Origin of the sequence: Vibrio sp. 10N.261.55.C5 (assembly GCF_041470505.1) — a bacterium.
Classification (GTDB): Bacteria; Pseudomonadota; Gammaproteobacteria; order Enterobacterales; family Vibrionaceae; genus Vibrio; species Vibrio crassostreae_C.
The window spans coordinates 144,287-165,640 of record NZ_JBFRMS010000051.1; the positions used below are offsets into that span (position 1 = coordinate 144,287).

Annotated in this window: 13 protein-coding genes; all 13 read right to left on the bottom strand. The window is 43.1% G+C overall.

The window, feature by feature from the left end:
• Positions 1-138: 138 nt before the first annotated feature.
• Positions 139-1,830 (bottom strand): DUF3466 family protein, encoded by a 1,692-nt coding sequence (locus AB4263_RS18725; protein WP_372098696.1) that lies wholly within the window; start codon positions 1,828-1,830, stop codon positions 139-141.
• A gap of 9 nt (positions 1,831-1,839) precedes the next feature.
• On the bottom strand, positions 1,840-3,756 hold the full coding sequence (locus tag AB4263_RS18730) for an ABC transporter ATP-binding protein (RefSeq protein ID WP_017068914.1): 1,917 nt from the start codon (positions 3,754-3,756) through the stop codon (positions 1,840-1,842).
• Complete coding sequence (locus AB4263_RS18735; RefSeq protein ID WP_019823251.1) at positions 3,734-3,994, bottom strand: glutaredoxin family protein; 261 nt, start codon at positions 3,992-3,994, stop codon at positions 3,734-3,736. Before AB4263_RS18735 ends, AB4263_RS18730 begins: the two co-directional genes overlap by 23 nt.
• A gap of 25 nt (positions 3,995-4,019) precedes the next feature.
• On the bottom strand, positions 4,020-6,140 hold the full coding sequence (gene rlmKL / locus AB4263_RS18740; RefSeq protein WP_372098697.1) for a bifunctional 23S rRNA (guanine(2069)-N(7))-methyltransferase RlmK/23S rRNA (guanine(2445)-N(2))-methyltransferase RlmL: 2,121 nt from the start codon (positions 6,138-6,140) through the stop codon (positions 4,020-4,022).
• A 509-nt stretch (positions 6,141-6,649) separates the two neighbouring features.
• On the bottom strand, positions 6,650-7,198 hold the full coding sequence (locus AB4263_RS18745) for a cell division protein ZapC (protein WP_145575834.1): 549 nt from the start codon (positions 7,196-7,198) through the stop codon (positions 6,650-6,652).
• 206 nt (positions 7,199-7,404) lie between these two features.
• Positions 7,405-8,415, bottom strand: coding sequence for a quinone-dependent dihydroorotate dehydrogenase (gene pyrD, locus AB4263_RS18750; RefSeq protein WP_017063847.1), 1,011 nt, complete (start codon positions 8,413-8,415; stop codon positions 7,405-7,407).
• Positions 8,416-8,745: 330 nt separating this feature from the next.
• Positions 8,746-13,587 carry an NAD-glutamate dehydrogenase gene (locus AB4263_RS18755; protein ID WP_372098698.1) on the bottom strand — a complete coding sequence of 1,614 codons (4,842 nt, stop codon included), beginning with the start codon at positions 13,585-13,587 and terminating at the stop codon, positions 8,746-8,748.
• Positions 13,588-13,815: 228 nt separating this feature from the next.
• Positions 13,816-14,034: a DUF2835 domain-containing protein gene (locus AB4263_RS18760; RefSeq protein WP_081325156.1), complete on the bottom strand. Its 219-nt coding sequence runs from the start codon at positions 14,032-14,034 to the stop codon at positions 13,816-13,818.
• Between the two features lie 219 nt (positions 14,035-14,253).
• Positions 14,254-16,860, bottom strand: coding sequence for an aminopeptidase N (pepN, locus tag AB4263_RS18765; RefSeq protein WP_372098699.1), 2,607 nt, complete (start codon positions 16,858-16,860; stop codon positions 14,254-14,256).
• Positions 16,861-17,078: 218 nt separating this feature from the next.
• Positions 17,079-17,762 (bottom strand): hypothetical protein, encoded by a 684-nt coding sequence (locus AB4263_RS18770; protein ID WP_017066964.1) that lies wholly within the window; start codon positions 17,760-17,762, stop codon positions 17,079-17,081.
• 280 nt (positions 17,763-18,042) lie between these two features.
• Complete coding sequence (prc, locus tag AB4263_RS18775) at positions 18,043-20,037, bottom strand: carboxy terminal-processing peptidase (protein WP_017068919.1); 1,995 nt, start codon at positions 20,035-20,037, stop codon at positions 18,043-18,045.
• A 17-nt stretch (positions 20,038-20,054) separates the two neighbouring features.
• Positions 20,055-20,678: an RNA chaperone ProQ gene (proQ, locus tag AB4263_RS18780; RefSeq protein WP_017057223.1), complete on the bottom strand. Its 624-nt coding sequence runs from the start codon at positions 20,676-20,678 to the stop codon at positions 20,055-20,057.
• A 97-nt stretch (positions 20,679-20,775) separates the two neighbouring features.
• Positions 20,776-21,267, bottom strand: coding sequence for a GAF domain-containing protein (locus tag AB4263_RS18785; protein ID WP_136977956.1), 492 nt, complete (start codon positions 21,265-21,267; stop codon positions 20,776-20,778).
• Between the last annotated feature and the right edge of the window lie 87 nt (positions 21,268-21,354).

Below are 21,354 nucleotides of genomic sequence, written 5' to 3' on the forward strand. Positions count from 1 at the left end.
TCCATTTACTAACATACAATGATTACAACTTTACGGAGTTTTTGTGACTCCAACTTTAAGAATCGGTCAAATTTTCACTTTTCTCAAGGCGAAAAAAAGCCCGAGTTCAGAATTGTGAACTCGGGCCCAAGAGATAAATTATTTAAATTTTCTGCGGAACCCTAACAGACCAAGCACAGTCAAAGTTAACCAACCTAGGCTACCACCTTGACGATCAACTTTCTCTGAGTCGGCACTACGAGTTTGGATATCAGCTTTAGTTGCACCGGCAATTGGTACAAGCTTAACTGCAACAACCTCTTCTACCGCGTTAGATGACGCGCCACCACAGTATGAGTTGTGAGACGTTGTGTCATACGGTTGAGTCGTTCCTCCAACTGTACATTTGATAGCAGTAGCAGAGATCACACCAGCATCGTTAATGTCAGTAGCATCAATAATTCGGAACTTGTTGTTCTCTCCGGAAACATTACCATCATTTGTTAGATCATCTAACCACCAAGCCTGACCGTTAAAGATGTCTACACGACGAGCTTCAGTTGATGAAGACACGTTATAAGGATATATAAAGCCTCTGTGTCTTCTTTCACTACCATCAACCTCACGAGTGGTTTCTGCATCTATTTGACCAACAAACTCATTAAAGTTGTTAACTGCTTTAGCTTCACCGCTCGAACCACCAAAGAAGATACCACCAGACAAGTACGTTGCTGTTGGGTTTTTGGCATCGGTTACAACGAAAGGCTTATTACCTGCACTACCACTCTCTGGTACATAACCATTACGCTTAGAATAACCAACAGCGAACAAATTATCGTTGATGTCAGTCGCTACAGAGTTACTGTATCTAGCATCGTCATTCGATGAACCAGATTTTACCTCTGCGCCGCTGATAATTTTAGTTTCCCAAGTAGCACCGGTAATGTCTAATGAGTCACTTACAAAGACACTTGCATTCATGTCTTGTAGATCACCATTACCATTCACTGTATCGAAACCTACGCCGTATAACTTTCCTGAGTTTTCCGCAAGGCCACGCATGCTTCCCTGAGCAAAGTAGTCTCCAGTTTGGGGGATATCACCTTGCTTCCAAATAAATTGATGAACTTCTCCGTCTTTCCAGATAGCAGCTTTAGAACTGAATGTCGTATCAGAAGTATCCGTTTTAGGTCCCTGTACCGAAATGCTACCAAAATTGTAAACGATGTCTGTAGTACCATCATTAACGGTTAGAGCGCCCCAAGCACGTGATTCAGATGAGGCTGTAAGAGGCACTGTTGTAACCGCATTATAACGAATATCGTTACCGTTTGACTTAATACCAAGTGGTGCACCTGATTCATCCAGAGCAGTAATTGCTACATTATAAGGACTTATAGAGCTACCGTTATCAATAAAAGCTTTCGCGTTTACATAACTAAGGTCGCTTTCTTTACTCCAAGTAGCCCAACGATTGTCGGCCCAACTTTCACAAGTAGAATATCTAAGCTCGCGGTAGCAGTAGTTTTCAAAGTCATCACGTTCTTGAATGTATTGGAACGGTGCATCCATAGCAAACGGAACTTCTTCGCGATAACCGATTCCATCAACTGCATTGCGAGTTTCACCAGCCAATTTAAAGCTATCACATGCAACTCCGCCAACGGTACCAGTCGTAAAACAACTTTCAGTGTCTGTAACTGTTGCTGGCTGAATCGCTACACCATAGATTTCAGAGGCACCTGTAATTGAAGGAGTGACTTCAACGACCTTGTAAAGCGCAGCATTGGCATTAGTTGCAGCTAAAACTAATGCTGCAACTGTAGTTAATTTAAATTTAGTACAAGTCATTATTACTTCTTAACTTTCCTGTTGTAGTGCCTCGAGCTCTTCCCAGCGCTCAAAAGCAACTTCAAGCTCCTGCTCTGCTGCAGATAGCTTATCTAAAACTGGTTGTGTCTGCTCTACAGATTTTGAAAAGAAGCTGGGATCGTTGACTTCTTCCTGAAGAGTTTCAATTTGAGTTTCCAATTCTTCTAAACGCATTGGTAGCGCTTCTAGTTCTCGTTGTAGCTTATACGATAACTTCTTAGGTTTAGCCTTAACTGGCGCAGTTTTGGGAGTTTCCTCAACTACTTTCTCAGGCTTTGATGGCTTTTCAACCTGTCGGTACTCTAATGCTTGCTTTCTTTGCTGCTGAGCATCGTGGTAACCACCAACAAATTCTTCAATAACGCCATTACCCTCAAAGATCCAACTTGTCATCACTGTGTTATCAACAAACTGACGATCGTGACTCACTAAAAGCAGCGTACCCTGATAGTTGGCAAGCAAATCTTCTAAAAGTTCCAAAGTTTCGATATCTAGATCGTTGGTTGGCTCATCGAGAATCAACAAGTTGTTCGACTTAAGGAAAATACGCGCCAATAACAGACGGTTTTTCTCACCACCAGATAGTGCTTTAACAGGAGTGCGAGCACGTTTTGGAGAGAATAAGAAATCTTGTAAGTAGCTTAGAGCATGACGCTCACGGCCACCTACGGTCACTTCTTGCTTACCATCCGCGAGGTTATCAATTACAGACTTCTCAGGGTCTAAAATTTCGCGGTATTGGTCAAAGTAAGCGACTTCAAGCTTAGTACCACAATGCAAACGACCTGAATCAGGCTTAAGCTGGTCAAGAAGCAGCTTAAGTACCGTACTCTTACCACAACCGTTAGGACCAATCAGAGCGATACGATCGCCACGCATGATGTTGAAGCTGAAGTCCTTAACAATTTCTTTGCCTTCAAAGCCAAAGTTAAGATTCTCAGCTTCAAATACAATCTTGCCTGAACGCTGGCCATCGTCGATTTGGATAATCGCTTTGCCCTGCACTTCACGACGGTTCAAACGTTCTTCACGTAGCTTCTTAAGCGCACGTACACGGCCTTCGTTACGAGTACGACGAGCTTTAATACCCTGACGAATCCAAACTTCCTCTTGAGCAAGCTTCTTATCGAATTCAGCGTTTTGCATTTCTTCAACACGAAGCGCCTCTTCTTTCTCAACAAGGTAATTTTCGTAATCGCCCGGGAAAGAGCTCAATTTACCGCGATCAAGATCGACAATACGTGTTGCCATCGATTTAATGAACGCACGGTCATGCGAGATAAAGATGATTGAACCGCGGAAGTCTTTCAGGAAGCCCTCTAACCATTCAATGGTTGCAACATCCAAGTGGTTAGTCGGTTCGTCGAGTAGAAGCACGTCAGGGTCACATACAAGCGCACGAGCAAGTGCCGCTTTACGTTGCCAACCACCAGACAAATCTGTCAGTTTGGTTTCAGCAGTCAGCTTAAGTGCTGCCAATACGTTACTTACACGATCTTCAAAACGCCATGCATTAGCATGATCCAGTTGTTCTTGAACGCGAGTAAGGCGGTTTAGATTCTTTTCACTTGGGTCTGTCGCGATGAGATCCAGAAGATCATGATAGATCTTCAGCTGTTCGCCGATTTCAGCAAGGCCACCAGCAACATAGTCATAAACTGTACCTTGTTCATTACGCGGTGGATCTTGTTCTAGACGAGACACAACCACATCTTGCGTGATTTGCATCTTACCGTCGTCCATGATGATGTTTCCAGATAGGATTTTCATCAATGTCGACTTACCAGCGCCATTGCGCCCTACTAAACATACACGTTCGTTTTCTTGCAGCACGAAGTCCGCACGATCTAATAATGGGTGATCACCAAACGCTAATTGCCCATTATGAATTGTAAGTAATGCCATTCTTCTTTAACCAATCATTAAGTTCTAACAAGCCAAATGGCCAGTTAAGCTCTGAGCTTTGAGAAAGGTCAGAGCTTTCAAATTTGAGCACCGGAATAGTGACCCCGTAACGGGAAAAGAGCTCATCATCAAATGCAATGTCAACAACGTTGACGTGATGGCTAATGTTTAACTGTTCCGTGAGTTGGAATGCCATCTCACATAGATGGCACCCTTCTGTACTGTAGAGAGTCAGCACTATATATCCTTATACGATCTCTTAACTACTTATGTGTAATCAACCAGCAGTTATGAATGTGCTTATTGCGAGAGAAGTCCAATGGAAGTGTCTTCGCTGAGATATTCTGAGCCTTAAGACCTAACTCATCTAGAGCTTCCAAGTCCATTTTGAAGTGACGCTTGTTGTTAGAGAACACAATCGTGCCTTCTTCACGAAGAAGACGTTTAAGGTTTTCCATCAGCTGAATGTGATCACGTTGAACATCGAAAGATTGATCCATACGCTTTGAGTTAGAGAACGTAGGTGGATCGATAAAGATCAGATCATAAGAACCCTGCTCTTTAGCTAGCCATTGTAGACAGTCAGCTTGAACAAACTGATGTTGACGACCAACACGACCGTTAAGGTCCATGTTCTCTTTCGCCCACTCTAGGTAGGTATTAGACATATCAACAGTAGTTGTAGAACGAGCACCACCCACAGCAGCATGAACAGATGCACTTCCTGTATAAGCAAACAAGTTTAGGAAATCCTTACCTGCGGCCATCTCACCGATACGACGACGAGTGATCTTATGATCTAGGAACAACCCGGTATCTAGGTAATCATGAAGATTAACAATCAGCTTAACACCATACTCGTTCACTTCTAAGTTCGATGAGTCTTGAGCCAATTTCTGGTATTGAGAACGGCCTTTCTGTTTCTGACGAACTTTAAGCACAACGTTGTTTGCTTCTACGCCTGTTACTTGAATAGAAGCACGGATGATATCGGTTAAGCGACGTTTTGCCTTCTCTTCCGGTACATCTTTAGGCGCTGCGTATTCTTGAATCACAAGGTGACCTGGGTATACATCAATCGCTACATTGTATTCTGGTAGGTCAGCGTCGTAGATACGGTAGCAATCTAATTGCTCTTTCTTAGCCCACTTGCCAATTTTACCGATGTTCTTTTTAAGACGGTTCGCGAAATCAGGTGCAATCAATTGTTCTTGCTCGCCTGATGGACGCTCTGACATCGGACGATCTGAAATTGAGTAGTTCTTTTGGTGACACGGTAACGCACCGTTGTTCAACTTGAACTGTTTATCTGCACGCATGCGTAAGCAGCTTAGTAGCTCGTCTGAGCTAGAGAAGATAGATGCGTTACAGCCACCAAATTCAGCTTTGAGCTGTGCACCGAATGCTGTGTAAAGTGCAATAAGACCCGGCTCGGTACCAAGACGTTCACCGTAAGGCGGGTTAGAAACAATCACACCATCAGTAAACTCTGTAGGACGCTTAAGCTTTGCAGCATCGCCTACTTCGAATTCAATCAACTCTTCAACACCGGCACGACGAGCATTGTCACGCGCAGTTTTGATCATACGTTCATCATTGTCGTAGCCATAGAACTTACATTCCACTTTCTTAACACCACGACGACCTTGAACGTTCGCTTCAGCTTTCACTTCAGCCCATAGCTCTGGTTCGAAATCTTCTAGTGATTCAAAACACCACTTCTGACGTTTAACACCTGGAGCCATGTTTGCAGCCATCATTGCCGCTTCAATCACTAACGTACCTGAACCACACATAGGGTCTAGGAAAGGCTTAGTCGCATCCCAACCACTACGAAGAAGAATCGCTGCAGCAAGTGTTTCACGCAGAGGTGCACGACCTGATTCTGGACGGTAACCACGTTGGTGAAGACCGCTGCCAACCATATCAACACCAAGAATCGCTTTATCACGGTGTAGACGAACGTGAATGCGAATGTCTGGATTCTCTTTGCTGATAGAAGGACGAGGCAGAGATTTCTTCTCAAAGCAATCAACAACGGCATCTTTTACTTTCATTGCACCGTATTGGCTATTACGGATTTCGTTGTTCGTACCATTGAAGTCAACAACAAAACGCTTAGAGCTATGGAATTGATTTACCCAGTTAACCGCAGTGGTTGATAGGTACAAATCCATGTCGTCCATACAAGTGAATTCAGAAAGGACACGTACAAATCGAGAAGCCAAACGGCTCCACAAACAACAACGATAAATTTGCTCATTGGTGGCTTTGAATTTAACACCTGCCTGAACAGGTTTTGCGTTTGTAATCCCTAGTTGGGTTAGTTCTTCAACTAATAAATTCTCAAGGCCATTTGAGGTAACCGCTAGATATTGATTCATAGTGTTCTTTTATTGATAAAAATGAGCTCGATTATACCTGAATTTGTTACTAGAGCATCACACTAAACTCGTCTTTTCATTGAATCTTTCTTCTAACTGGCTAGCAAACGCACAGTGTTGAAGCGATCGCTTACCCACATTCCCTTAGAACATAAGACCTATCAAACCAACACGATTCAGGACCAAATACCGACCAAAGCGACAATGTGAATTTATATTCACCCTACAATTGGTATATACCAAGAGTGAATTTAGTGTGGAAGTTAGCTACAAAAGGACATAAACAGGGAATAAAGATGGGTAAATTACACTTCTGGAGATAAAAACAGGCAGAAATTAAGGCGAAAAAATAGTCGTAAGTTCACTATTTAAATGGTTAAGCAGTGATGTATTTATCAGGATGAGGTTTTTTAGGCACAAAAAAAATCGGCTAATGAGCCGATTTTGGGGAAGATTTGACAGGTTGATGCGTTGCGATGTGTTTGAGAAATGATGGACTAGATTGAAGGCTAACCGACCATCGCAATGTGCGTTTGATGAAGAATAGCGTTCGCGTCTATCATTCTATCGTGCATGACCTTAATCGAGTCGCCAAAGCGTAACCCTTTTGAAGGTGTAAGCAGAAACTCTTCTAGATCGACAAATGCACATAGGCTCGCACACTCTCCCACTTCTAATACAATGAAATACCCTAAGCTATGCTCGTTATTCATTTGTACGATATCCCCTTCTTGAGGGTATTCGTGGCCAACGCCCTGTGAGTCGAAGAACCAACTCTTAGGCTGTACAGGCTTGTGGAAGCGCTTTGCTGCCACGCAATAAAGCGCGAGTTCAGCTTGGCGAGGCTCAGACAGTTCTAAGCCAGAAATTTGTTCTTTGAAGGTTTGGTATGAAGATGCGTCATCAACGGTGAATTCATTATCTCTAAACGCGCAGTCCACCAGCTTATTTCGGACCAGATTCGTTTTGAAAATCATATCCTCTCCGAGGTTTAGCATTAATGAACATTGCTGCTCATCGTAATACCAACTCCATGTATCGCTAGGTTTAAGCATCATTTCGTCTCACACTGTTGAACCATTCCATTAGGTAAAACGCAAAATTACCTTCAATTACAGTAATTTTACTGAGCAATAGGCAAAAAAAAAGAGGAAATGAATTCCTCTTTCTTATCGCTTTTCTCTACAACTCAGTGAGTTACAGTGTCTCTTTTAGTAAGACGATGCCAGATTGTCGCTTTTCAAAAATAAAAGCAATTTTCAGCTTATAGATTTTTAACGATGTCGCCAACTAGGCCTGGGCCTTTGTAGATGAAACCAGAGTAAACCTGTACAAGCTTCGCGCCCGCCATCATTTTCTCTTTTGCAGCAACATACGAGTCAACACCACCTACTCCAATGATCGGCAGTTTGTCACCCAGCTCTTCGTGAAGTTTACGAACTACTTCAGTACTACGAGATTGAACAGGACGTCCACTTAGGCCACCCGCTTCATCACAATGTTTCATACCTTCAACGATTGAACGATCCAATGTTGTGTTTGTTGCGATCACACCATCGATCTTATTTTTGATCAATGATTCACAAATTTGGCGAATTTCGTCGTCGCTTAGATCCGGAGCAATCTTAAGAGCAAGAGGAACATATTTACCATGCTTCTCTTCCAGTTCAGATTGTTTCGTTTTAAGTTCAGACAATAGATCGTCTAGAGCTTCGCCGTATTGTAGAGAACGAAGTCCTGGAGTGTTTGGTGAAGAGATGTTCACAGCAATGTAACCAGCGTATTGATATACCTTCTCCATACAGATCAAGTAATCTTCAGCGCCCTTTTCAATTGGTGTGTCTTTATTCTTACCAATGTTAATGCCTAAGATGCCATCGTAGTTCGACTTCTTAACATTCTCAACAAGGTTGTCGACGCCTAGGTTGTTAAAACCCATGCGGTTGATGATACCTTCAGCTTCAACAAGACGGAATAAACGAGGTTTGTCGTTACCCGCTTGCGGACGCGGAGTCACTGTTCCTACTTCTACGAAACCAAAACCCATTGCGCCAAATGCATCAATACATTCGCCGTTTTTATCTAGGCCAGCAGCAAGGCCAACTGGGTTTTTAAAAGTAAGACCCATGCACTCTACAGGTCGGTGAGGTAATTGTTGGCGATACAAAAGATCAATAGGTGTGCCTGTGAAGCGCTTGAAATTTTGAATTGCAAGATCATGTGCCTTTTCGGCATCAAGTTGGAAAAAGCCAGTTCTGGCTAGACGGTAAAGCATTGTGCCTCCGATAGAAAAAAGCCCCGTGTAAACGGGGCGCTATTATTTACTTATTTACCCAACTATTCAATCTATTACTGTCTGTAAGGGTAAGATAATCAAGTTTGCTAACGAATGAGGTTCATTATTAAGCAAACGTTATCGTTTCTTCAAGTTATTAAGCCATTTCTAATCTCAACCTTAGTACAGCCATCAGGTCACTTAACAACAAACAACGTTTGCGTCGAAGTTTGTTCTTCAAAAGTCGTTAGGCCTATTGTTTCCACTTTACCGAAACGAAAAAGGCAGACCTTTTGGCCTGCCCTTATACTTTTTCGTCTTATCTAGTAACTAGTCTTTTGACATGCAGTTTAGATTCAACAGCATCAATTCACGCAGTGCTACTGAGAACTTAGCAAACTCATGAACAGAACCTACTTTGAATTCGTTTAGGATGCTTTCCCAACGATGTAGAGAAACAGAGTTACTTTCCATCCAGTCATCAAGCGCTTTAATCACATCGATATCTGAAGCACAACCACAGTTAAGTACTTGACCAGTTAACTGGCGTTGCTGCCAATCCAGATCTTCTCTGAATGCTGCACGCGCCAGTGCTTGCCAGTTGTTGTCTATAGCTTGGCCATTGATTTGCTTCAAGAACCAGTGCAGTGACAAACGGTCGCCTAGGTTGAAGTAAAGCTTAGACGCTTGCTGTACTGTTTTACCTGTTTCACGAGCCACTGTAGATATATCCAGTGCTGAGTACAGGCTAGACAAACGAGCCACTGAATTAGCCAGCTCAGCGTTTACACCTTGGTCAATCCATACTTGAGCCATTGCTTGATGCTCTTCTACTTCTGAAGCCACTAGGTTTTCATCCAGCTTCTCAGTAATTGCGACGACATCACCTTGGTAAAGCTCAATCAATGCATTCACTGACTGTTTACCGGTACGGTTTCTTAGCAACCAGCGTGCTAGACGACGAAGCGTACGACGTACATGGTAAAGCAATTCGTATTGAGCTTCAGAACTTGAGATGTTGTCCAGTTCACGGATGCTCTTCAATACCTTACCCAGGCCGTAGATTTCACGTGATGCCGCGTAAGCATTCGCAATATCAACAATGTTCGCGCCCGTCTCTTCTTGCAAGCGAGTCACGAAGTTACAGCCCATCTCGTTAACCATTTGGTTAGCAAGCGCAGTCGCAATGATCTCTGCACGAAGTGGATGGTTATCCATGTGCTGAGAGTAGTTACGGCGTAACTCTGTTGGGAAGTATTGCATCAGTTGTTGAGCATGGAACTCATCATTCGCAATGTCATCACTCACAAGATCTTCTTTTAGAACCATTTTACCGTAAGCGATCAATACTGATAGCTCTGGTCTTGTTAGTGCTTGGCCCTGCTTCTCACGTTCTAGCAGCGTTTCGTCATCTGGGATGTATTCCAAACCACGGTCTAAGTACCCGGCTTTTTCCATTGTGTGGATAAAGCGGATTTGCTCTTTCACTAAGCCTACACCTTGATGCTCAGTAACAGAGATAGACTCAGCTTGGCAGTAAGCGTCGTCTAGTACGATTTCACCTACTTCATCTTCCATAGATTCAAGAACTTGGTTACGTTGCTTAACGGTAAGATCACCATTAGACACCAAGCCATTCAAGAAGATCTTAATGTTAACTTCGTTATCCGAGCAATCTACACCACCAACGTTATCGACAAAGTCAGTATTAACTCGACCGCCCGTTAGAGCGTATTCAATACGACCCAATTGAGTCATACCCAAGTTACCGCCTTCACCAACAACCTTAGCTTTCAGGTCACGGCCATCGATACGTAGCACGTCATTTGCACGGTCACCCACATCGGTATGAGTCTCACTAGAAGACTTAACGTAAGTACCAATACCGCCGTTCCAAAGTAGATCAACTTTCATAGACAAGATCGCTTTGATCAAGTCGTTTGGTGCCATTGATGCTTTCTTGGTACCCAGCATTTTCTGAATTTCAGGTGTCAAAGAGATAGACTTCGCTCGGCGAGAGAAGATGCCACCACCTTGAGAAATCAGGTCTTTATTGTAATCTTCCCAACTTGAACGAGGCAGATTAAACAGACGGTCACGCTCTACCCAGCTTGATGCTGATTCTGGATTCGGGTCAATGAAGATGTGCATGTGGTTAAACGCAGCTTGCAAGCGAATGTGCTTAGATAGCAGCATACCGTTACCAAATACGTCACCCGCCATATCACCCACACCAATGGCAGTGAAGTCTGTGCTTTGACAGTTAATACCCATTTCGCGGAAGTGACGTTTAACCGATTCCCAGCCACCTTTCGCCGTGATACCCATGGCTTTGTGGTCGTAACCGTTAGAGCCACCCGATGCAAACGCATCACCTAGCCAGAAGTTGTACTCTTCAGCTACTGAGTTCGCTAGATCTGAGAATGTCGCGGTGCCTTTATCGGCTGCAACAACCAAGTATGGGTCATCTTCATCGTGACGAACAACGCTCTTAGGTGGGATAACCTCACCTTCAATGATGTTGTCTGAAACGTCTAGCAATGCACGGATGAAGCGCTTGTAACAACGTTGACCTTCAGCAAAGATCTCGTCTCGGCCAGACACCATGTGTTGACGCTTACAAACGAAACCACCTTTAGCACCAACCGGTACGATAACCGTGTTCTTAACTTGTTGCGCTTTAACTAGGCCTAGAATCTCAGTACGGAAGTCCTCTTGACGGTCTGACCAACGTAAACCACCGCGTGCTACTTTACCGCCACGTAAATGCACACCTTCAATGTCTGGTGCGTAAACGAAGATCTCAAACGCAGGAACCGGCGCAGGGATATCTGGAATCTCGCTTGGTCTCATTTTCAGAGCCAACCAAGGTTTAGACTGCTTATTCTCGTCTACTTGGTAGTAGTTAGTACGAAGCGTTGCAGTGATCATTTCCATGTAGCGACGAATGATACGATCATCATCCAAGCTTTCTACATGATCCAACTGTTCAGTGATCTTCTTAATAAGATCTTGTTGGCCTTTTACGCTGCCCTTCAGTTTCGGGTCAAAACGCTTGCCGAATAGGCTCACTAGCCCTTTCGCTAATTCTGGGTAATGAGACAATGTGTCTTCAATGTATTGTTGGCTGAATGGGAAACCAACTTGACGCATGTAACGAGCATAAGCACGTAAGATTGAGATTTCACGGCCAGAAAGACCAGCGCCAAGTACTAAGCGGTTGAAACCATCGCTGTCTAACTCACCCGCCCAGATTGCCGCAAAGGCTTGTTGGAAAAGATCGCGAGCTTCACGAAGATCAATGGTCTTATCGCTCTTGTGCAGCATAGAGAAATCAAGGATCCAATAGGTCACACCGTTGGTTTTACGCACTTCATATGGAGATTCACCGATAACGCGTAGGCCAAAGTTTTCAAGCATTGGCATAACATCAGAAAGGTGAATTGGCTCATCGCTGTGATAGAACAACTTCAAACGAACGGCTTTTGAATCTGCCGCTTCTTCTTGAGGACGGTAGAAAAGCATACCCAGTTTGTTGTCTTCACTTAGCGCTTCTAAACGTTCAATGTCGGCAACAGCAGAACCTGGCATCATGTCTTCTTTGTACGAACGTGGGAATGCACGCATGTACTCTTTCGACAATGGAAGACCTTTGCTTTCACCGAAGTTTGCAATGATAGATTCAGACAGACGGTCATCCCACGTAGACGATACTTCCATTAAATTTTGCTCAATTGTTTTCACGTCCACATCCATGTTGTTGTTATCAACACGAACAATATAGTGCGTTCTTGCTAGCGGGCTTTCAGAGAAGTACGTTGTAAATTCAACCTCTTCTTCACAACCAAAGTACTGTTTCAAGATGCGCTGTGTTTGGCGACGAAGCTCAGTGTTGTAACGATCTTTTGTTACGTAAACCATGCAGCTAAAGAAACGACCAAACGGGTCTTTGCGAACAAACAAACGCAGGAGATCGCGATCTTGCATTTGTACTACGCCCGTACCGACTTCTAGTAGCTCTTCTTCTCGAGCTTGCAGCAGTTCATCACGTGGGTAGTTTTCAAGAATGTTGTGCAGCGCTTTGTAAGAGTATGAACCTTCACGGTAACCACTCGCATCCAAAATACGTTCTACTTTCTCGCGAACAAGAGGAATCGTTTCAACGGTTTGGTTATAAACGGCAGATGTGTAAAGACCAGTAAAGCGGTGCTCACCAATGACCTTACCGTTCTTATCGAACTTCTTAATACCAATGTAATCGTTGTAAGCTGGGCGGTGAATGCGTGAAGCCGTGTTGCCCTTGGTTACGATAAGCACATAAGGCTTTTTCGCTTCAAGACGTGCCGAATCAGAAAACTCAGATAGCTTAACGTTACGTACACGATCTGAGTTCGCAAACAAACCAAGACCTTGCTCCTTGGTCGGTTGCAGTTCAGTGTCGCCGTTAACTGAAACTAGGTCATATTCCTTATAACCCATGAATGTAAAGTTGTGTTCACCTAACCAACGAAGAAACGCCAACGTTTCATCAAAACGTTGGCCATCTACAGGAATGCTCTCTTTCTGCTTTTCTACTTGATTGGTTACTTCTTCAAGTCGTTCTACCATCTTCAACCAATCGTTCACAACTAAGCTAGTATCGGTAAAGATATCCAGTAGCTCCGTTTTAAGAGCTGTCATTTCAGCTTTACTGCTAAGACGGTCAACCTCAATATGGAAAAGCGATTGGAATGCACCTTCGTTATTGCTTACACCGACAACACTGCCCTTATGTGAGCGAGAGATTTGTGTTGGGTTATGAAGCATAAGGTGAGAAGAAAGGTCTAGGCGAGTCAATGCCATTTTTACGGAATCAACAAGGAATGGACTGTCTGGAACGACTATCTCAACGATAGTATGAGTAGACTGCCAACCTTGACGACTTACCGTCGGGTTGAATACGCGTACAGAGATTTCGTCGGCTTTCTTTTCATTGATGTGATGCCATAAGCTAACTACAGCACCATATAAATCGGATTCGTTTCTCTGAGTTAGATCGTCGTGAGAAACGTTACTAAACAAGTGTTGAGCAAGTTGAGTTACGAGAGGTCGATGAGCAAGGTCAAGTTTGTCTTGAATCAGCTTGTAAACTTTTTCAAGTAAAACTGGAACCACAGTTTCACGTGCGGTCATAGTCACACTCCACAATTAGAATTATATTTTATTATTAGGGGGATCACTTAATCTGGTGTTTGAAACGTGCCGTTGAGCTCTTTTCTACTAACGAGTTAAGCAAAGGTAATGCATTCATTTATTGTAAAAGCATTATTGAAAAATAGTTAATTGTTTTGGAGGTGGTAAGAGGTGAAATGTTTGATTATGTGATTAAGATTCCTTTTAACTCACTAGGCATGCCAAGGTTTACAGAGCTTCTAACTTAATAAACTTATTTTTTTGGTCAGTTGTCAGCCTAAACTGCCCTCTAACCCCTATTTGTGTAAGAAATGGTCTGAACCGAGTTGCAGGTAACTGTAAGCGTAAACCTGTTGTTGTTATCACTTGAACTTTACTTGCCGTACCAGAATAGCTGGCCAAAAACTGCTGATATGAGATGTTAAGTTGGAAAATATAGCGATTCATACGATACCTGTATAAATATACAGTGCCAGTGTTTTTTGGCACTTTTAGATGTCTGACGGTGAAACTGAACTTGAAGCTGCTCTAGCTTATCGAAAATTCGATGAACCAGAAACAAAAAATCAGTGGCAGATATTCTCTACCACTGATGACCTTTCGTTGTAGCAAACAGTTTATTAGTAAACCGCTTATTAGCAAACAGTTACCTGAATGCGCGCTGACTTAAGCCTCTAGTGCTTTCGTCACTTTCTCAAACAAGTCTTTTGCTAGGTTGTCCATGTTCTTTAACGTCTCTAGTTCTTTTTTGATCAGAGCTTGGCGTTCATCATCGTACTTACGGAACTTAAGTAGCGGGTCAATCAGACGTGAAGCCACTTGCGGGTTGCTGCTGTTCAGTTCACGTAAGATCTCGCCTGCAAATGCATAGCCTTGACCAGACTTGTCGTGGAATTGAACCGGGTTCATGTTTAAGAATGAACCGACCAAGTTACGGGTACGGTTCGGGTTCTTCAAACTGAACGCCTGGTGCGACATCGACGCTTTGATCACTTCAAGTGCGTTTGAACTTGGGTTTGTACCTTGCAATGCAAACCACTTATCCATAACAAGACCATCGTGTTTCCACTTGTCACTGTAATCCACCATCAAGGTTTCACGACATGGTAGTTGTGCACTGTTTGCCGCGCCCATTGCTGCCATCGTATCTGTCATGTTATTCGCTTGTTGATACATCGCAACAACCAAGTCATTACCCTGCCCAGTATGAGCTAAGTAACTTAAGCAAACTTTACGTAGAGTACGCTTACCAATCGAATCGTGATCGATCGTGTATTCTGTTAGTGCGTGGCTGTGATAAACCGCCGCTAACTCGTCTTCAAGTTCTGCAGCTAATGTAACTTTCATCGAGTTAAGAACCGATGCGACCGCATCAATATCAACGCGCTCGTACCAACCCGATACTTCATTGTGGCTTGGTAGAGAAAGCATTTCTGCAATAAACGCAGGCTCTAGTGAATCACTCAGCAGTACGCCACGGAATGCATCAACAACAGAATCAGAAAGCTCAAACGCTTGACCCTGTTGAACCTTCTCAACGTTACTGCGGATGTACTTCGCTAATAGCATTTGACCCGCATCCCAACGAGAGAACTCATTGCGTGCATTTACCATTAGGAAGATCAGTTCTTCATCTGAGTAGTCATATTCCAATTTCACTGGCGCAGAAAATTCACGAAGTAATGATGGGATCGGTTGCTCAGAAACGTTTTCAAACACGAACGTTTGCTCTGCTTCTTTCACATCTAATACATTATGAACTGGCTTACCGTTACATTGTAACTCAACAACTTCACCCGCAGCTGTGTACAGCTCGATATCAAGAGGAATATGCAGAGCCTGCTTTTCCGTTTGCTCATGAGTTGGCGCTGTTACTTGGCGAGTTGTTAACGTGTACAGTTTCTTCTCTGCGTCGTACTTACTTTCAACAGACAGCGTCGGCGTACCAGACTGGCTGTACCATAAGCGGAACTGAGATAAGTCAACGCCCGACGCATCTTCCATTGCCGCGACGAAGTCTTCACATGTTGCAGCCGTACCATCGTGACGTTCGAAGTACAGCTTCATGCCTTTTTGGAAACCATCTTCGCCCAACAATGTGTGGATCATACGGATCACTTCACTGCCCTTTTCGTACACGGTCAAAGTATAGAAGTTATTCATTTCTATCACTTTTTCTGGACGAATTGGATGAGACATTGGGCTAGCATCTTCTGCAAATTGTGGACCGCGAATGATACGTACATTGTTAATACGGTTTACTGCGCGAGAACCAAGATCAGATGAGAATTCTTGGTCACGGAATACCGTTAAGCCTTCTTTCAGACTTAACTGGAACCAATCGCGACACGTCACTCGGTTACCTGTCCAGTTGTGGAAATATTCATGGCCGATTACTGCTTCAATACCTAGGTAATCTGTATCCGTTGCAGTTTGGTCGTTTGCTAGAACGAACTTCGAATTGAATACGTTCAAGCCTTTGTTTTCCATCGCACCCATGTTGAAGAAATCAACGGCTACGATCATGTAGATGTCTAAGTCGTATTCAAGATTGAAACGTTCTTCGTCCCACTTCATTGAGTTAATCAAAGAAACCATCGCGTGGCTCGCACGGTCTAGATTGCCTTTATCAACAAAGATTTCTAGGTCAACTTTACGACCCGATTGTGTAGTGTATGCGTCACGAAGTACATCAAAGTCACCCGCTACTAAAGCAAACAAGTACGCTGGTTTTGGATGTGGGTCTTGCCACTTCACCCAATGACGACCGTTTTCAGCTTCACCTTCATCTACACGGTTACCATTACTTAATAAGAATGGGTTCTCTGCTTTGTCTGCAATTACCGTTGTAGTGAATTTCGCCAACACATCTGGGCGATCCATGTAGTAAGTGATACGGCGGAAACCTTCAGCTTCACATTGAGTACAGAACGCGCCACCCGACTTGTACAAGCCTTCAAGTGCACTGTTCCCTTCAGGGTTAACTTCGGTAACGATGGTTAGAGTAAATTCTTTTGGAAGGTCATTCAGCGTAAGTTGAGTTTCAGACTGCTCGTACTGAGTCCATTCGTTGCCTTCAACCAAAACAGAAACCAACTTCAAGCCTTCACCATCAAGTACTAATGTCGTGCTGTCTTTCTCCTGCTTAACACTAGAAACAGCCGTAACAATGGATGCTGAGTCGTACAAATCGAAAGTAAGATCGATTTCAGAAATCGTGTGAGATGGTGATTGATAATCTTTACGATACTTGGCTTGAGGTGTATGTGCCATGACGGGTTCCTTTTGATCGTTATACGTAATTATTTTTTAACTGTATATATCTAAAGGTTGAGCGCCAATAAAACAAGGGGAATATTAAAAAAAGGAGGCATTGTAAGAAAATGCCTCCATGTTTTGCTATTTTATCAATCAAATCAGACAGGAACGCCTAAGAAATGAACTGTGCACAATATTATCAACGAGTACGCCGTTACTGCTAAAACTCACGATTATCGAATGCGATTGAGTACCGCAAACATATCTCCCTCTTCACCTTGCAGCGTTAACACATCGCTGTTCAGTGTATATCGAGTGCCGTGTTCACCGTTCTCATAAAGTAACACTAGTTGATCGCCTTCTGTGTAATACACCCCGCGACGAATGACTTCACCACCTTCTTCATCTGATACTCGGAACATGAATATAAAGTCCGGCTGAAGGACTAAATCCATTTTTTGAATGTTACTCGCACGTAGATCGCTTCCAGACAGTTGGGCACTTGACCAGATTCCCGCCAATGCATTTGGCAAGGCCTTGGTGAACATAACACCGTTAAGATTCAGCATGTTGTGATTACTGCTGTACGCGTAAACCTGAGGTTCTGAGGTATTCAAACCCAAAATAATCGTGTCTTCATTGGCGTTATACAAACCTTCCCAATGATCGACACTGTAGTCTTTCTTTTGGATATCGATAGTGAATGAGTAGTTTGAATCAAGAGTGAGCTTGATCGCTCTAAAGTTTTCAGTGCCTTGCTCAGGATCAGGATTCATCAAATACCAATCACCAAGCAGCAAAGGAAGGTCAAAATGAGATAGATTACTATCACTTTTTGATTGTTGGCTGCTAGAAGCGACCTCGCTCCCAAAAGCCACAAAACTTAAACAAGATAAAATTAGTAGAATCCATTTCATACGCGCCCCCTCGTTTTCTTTAAGCTTAGGCACGTAATGATTAGAAAGCGAAAAAATATGATCCAAGTCACTAAATTTTAAGTGCGAAGTAACTTAAGTGTCATTATTCAACACAAAACAGAGCTAAATTACCCTGAATATTGAGTGTTATTTGCGCCAACCTAAACGGTTACAATCAGATATTCCTGTCAAATCATAGACACAAAAAAAGCGAGCCCAGGCTCGCTTTTTAATTGCGTATCTTTAACTTTAAACAATCACCTTTTAACAGGCGGTTGCTCTATTTTTTGATCATATCCAGCATGATAGCAACTGATTCATCAAGATAAGCATCCGGGGCTTCGTAGTCTTTTGGAATATCATCCAACGTTTTAAATGCCTCTAACTTAGCGGCTTTTTGACGTTGGTTAATACGCTCTAGACGAAGCGCATCCGCATCATCACTCTCTTGTTGACGAACCTTTTCATTAAGAGAAAGGTCATTGTCGTCTTTATCTGCCTTATATTTTTCAATATCTTGCGCGATAAAGCCAAATTCCATGTCTGTTGCGATACGAGCTTCGTGTTTAGCCGTCAACGCTGCGATCTGCTCATCGTTACGCTGTAACACTGAGTACTTCGCTTTGTCGATGCTGTCCCAAGGAAGAGCGTTGTCTTCAACACTTTCACCAGTATCTGCAGGATCAATTGGCGTTGGGTAAGCAATATCAGGTACTACACCCTTGTTTTGCGTACTACCACCATTGATTCGGTAGAATTTTTGGATTGTGTATTGAACGTAGCCTAACTCTTTATCGAACAAATCATAAATATGATTCAAAGAGCGATGCTGTTGCACCGTACCTTTACCGAAAGAGTTTTCACCTAGGATGATTGCACGGCCATAATCTTGCATCGCTGCTGCAAAGATTTCAGACGCTGAAGCACTGTAGCGATTCACCAATACCGTTAACGGGCCTTGGTAACTGATTTGACCATCAGTATCGCTGTTCACTTTGACACGACCGTAGCTATCACGAACCTGAACAACAGGTCCTTCTTTGATAAACAAACCAGAGAGTTCAGTTGCTTCAGTCAGTGCACCACCACCGTTGTTTCGGAGGTCAACAATAATACCTTCAACACCTTGCTCTTTAAGCTCGGTGATCAGTTTATCGGTATCTTTAGAAAGGCCAACGTAGAAACTTGGTACTTCTAATACACCAATTTTCTTGCCGTCTTTCTCGATCACTTCTGATTTAACAGCGCGGTCTTCTAAACGAATCTTATCGCGAACAATTGTGACAACGTGACTTTTTGCATCTTTACCATCTGGCAAGATCTGTAGCTTAACTTTGGTCCCTTTAGGGCCTTTAATAAGTTGTACTACATCGTCTAAACGCCACCCGATAACATCAACAATTTCTTCGCCATCTTGACCAACACCAACAATGCGGTCTCCATCACTCAATTGTTTGCTGTTTGACGCAGGGCCACCAGCAACTAAAGAGCGAATAACGGTGTAGTCGTCTGTCATCTGAAGCACAGCACCAATACCTTCTAGAGATAGGTTCATCTCAGATTGGAATTGTTCTGCATTTCTTGGAGAAAGGTAACTGGTGTGCGGATCAACTTCACGCGCAAATGCGTTCATGTAGATCTGGAAAGCATCTTCATTATGCGATTGCGTAATACGCTTCATCGCATTGTTGTAACGCTTTTCCAAAACTTCTTGAATCTCTGGCCACTCTTTACCAGTAAGTTTTAGATTCAACGCATCATATTTAACGCGTTTTCTCCAAAGCTCATTCACTTCAGCGATATCTTTTGGCCACTCAGCTTCACTACGATTGAGCTCAATACTTTCATCGGTATCAAACTTAATCTCAGTATCTAGCAAAGACAATGCATATTGAAAACGTTCAAAACGCTTCTGCATAGACAGATTATAAACATCGAATGCAATCTGGTTATTGCCCGATTTCAGCTGATCATCAATTTGTTTAGATGACGCAGAGAAAGAGTCAATATCAGCTTGAGTGAAGATATTACGATTATAATCCAGCATCTCTAAGTAACGATTAAAGATAGCTTGAGAGAAATCATCGTTGAGATTGAAGTGTTTATAGTGAGAACGAGTAAATCGAGAAGTAACACGTTTACTAGCAGTTTCGTGTTGGACCTCAGGAGCGAGTAGAGGTAAATCGTCCTGATCTAATTTGGCTTCGAGAGCCTGAGCTGAAGCTGCTAGCCAAAAGCTAGCAGCAATCAGTGTCAATTTTGAACGGCATTTCATGCGTAGGAGTATCTCCTTTAAGCGCGCAAGTGCTCCGCTTTAACAACCATTTGTAGGCCGTTTGCTAACTGAACACGCACATCTTCCTTATTGATTTCAACAATGGTCGCAGCCATGTTTCCTTTACCCATGTTCACATTTACTTCTTTGCCAGCGATGAATTCGTCAGCGTTCAAAGCGCGTGTTTCTACAGGCTTTTCTACTTTTGGTGCTTTAGGCGCTTGACGACGAGGCTGTTGAGCTTTCTTCGCCTTAGGTTTCGCTTTGCCTTCTTCACGAGCTTTTTGTGCTTGTTCTTTACGACGAGCCTGAACTTTCGCTTTGCTTTCAGCAAGTGTAGCTTTAGCGTGTTCAACGTGCTCTTCTTCTAGTGTGCCACACGCGTTGCCGTCTAGGTCAACACGTTCTGCGCCAGCTTTTACGCCGTGCAGGTAACGCCATGATGATGTGTACTGTCTTAACGCTGCACGAAGCTGAGTCTTACTTACTTTTTCGTCTTCATTTAGACGTTCAGCAAGATCTTGAAAAATACCAATTTTAAGTGGCTTCGCTTCACCTTCTAGAGTAAAGCATTTAGGGAAACATTCAGCAATATATGCGATAACTTCTTTGCTGTTTTTTAACTTTTCAGTGTTTTCCATGTGGGTTCCTGGTTTTTGCGGTTTTCCGCGAGCATTAAGAAAATATTTTTACGTATTATAGAGAGATGCTTGGGAAAAACCACAGTAAGAGAATAATTTATGCCTTGTTCGCGTGCGAATTAAGCAGCTTTTCCACTTCTGCCATGAAAAATGTTAATCCGTCCTCGTCAATTTGAGAAAAACGACCAACATTTGGGCTATCAATATCAAGAACGCCCGCGATTTTTCCGCCAATCGAGAGCGGAATAACGATTTCTGAGTTACTTGCAGCGTCACAAGCGATGTGACCTTCGAACTCATGAACATCATGAATGCGCTGAACTGTATTCGTCGCAACCGCAGTTCCACACACACCACGCCCGACCGGAATTCGCACACAAGCAGGTTGACCTTGGAAAGGGCCCAGTACAAGTTCGTCTTTTTCCTTAGCTAAATCCTGCTTCATTAAATAGAAACCCGCCCAATTCAAGTCATCCAATTCCATGAATAATAATGAACTGATATTAGCAAGATTAGCAGTTAGATCGGTTTCTGATTCAATTAATGCAACGGCTTGTTTGGTTAAGCGTTGGTAATGTTCTATTTTCATATTAACTTCCAATTAAATTGAGACTTCCATTATCAAGAGAACGCAGTAGAATGCGGCCATCAAACTAAATAGGACTTATTCTCATTA

What these genes read in the sequence shown, in the direction of transcription:
- AB4263_RS18730 (WP_017068914.1), bottom strand. Translation starts at nt 3,756, where the DNA reads ATGGCATTACTTACAATTCATAATGGGCAATTAGCGTTTGGTGATCAC.
- pepN (WP_372098699.1), bottom strand. Translation starts at nt 16,860, where the DNA reads ATGGCACATACACCTCAAGCCAAGTATCGTAAAGATTATCAATCACCA.
- pyrD (WP_017063847.1), bottom strand. Translation starts at nt 8,415, where the DNA reads ATGCTTTACCGTCTAGCCAGAACTGGCTTTTTCCAACTTGATGCCGAA.
- AB4263_RS18770 (WP_017066964.1), bottom strand. Translation starts at nt 17,762, where the DNA reads ATGAAATGGATTCTACTAATTTTATCTTGTTTAAGTTTTGTGGCTTTT.
- prc (WP_017068919.1), bottom strand. Translation starts at nt 20,037, where the DNA reads ATGAAATGCCGTTCAAAATTGACACTGATTGCTGCTAGCTTTTGGCTA.
- AB4263_RS18755 (WP_372098698.1), bottom strand. Translation starts at nt 13,587, where the DNA reads ATGACCGCACGTGAAACTGTGGTTCCAGTTTTACTTGAAAAAGTTTAC.
- proQ (WP_017057223.1), bottom strand. Translation starts at nt 20,678, where the DNA reads ATGGAAAACACTGAAAAGTTAAAAAACAGCAAAGAAGTTATCGCATAT.
- AB4263_RS18745 (WP_145575834.1), bottom strand. Translation starts at nt 7,198, where the DNA reads ATGATGCTTAAACCTAGCGATACATGGAGTTGGTATTACGATGAGCAG.
- AB4263_RS18785 (WP_136977956.1), bottom strand. Translation starts at nt 21,267, where the DNA reads ATGAAAATAGAACATTACCAACGCTTAACCAAACAAGCCGTTGCATTA.
- AB4263_RS18725 (WP_372098696.1), bottom strand. Translation starts at nt 1,830, where the DNA reads ATGACTTGTACTAAATTTAAATTAACTACAGTTGCAGCATTAGTTTTA.
- rlmKL (WP_372098697.1), bottom strand. Translation starts at nt 6,140, where the DNA reads ATGAATCAATATCTAGCGGTTACCTCAAATGGCCTTGAGAATTTATTA.
- AB4263_RS18760 (WP_081325156.1), bottom strand. Translation starts at nt 14,034, where the DNA reads ATGAATCGCTATATTTTCCAACTTAACATCTCATATCAGCAGTTTTTG.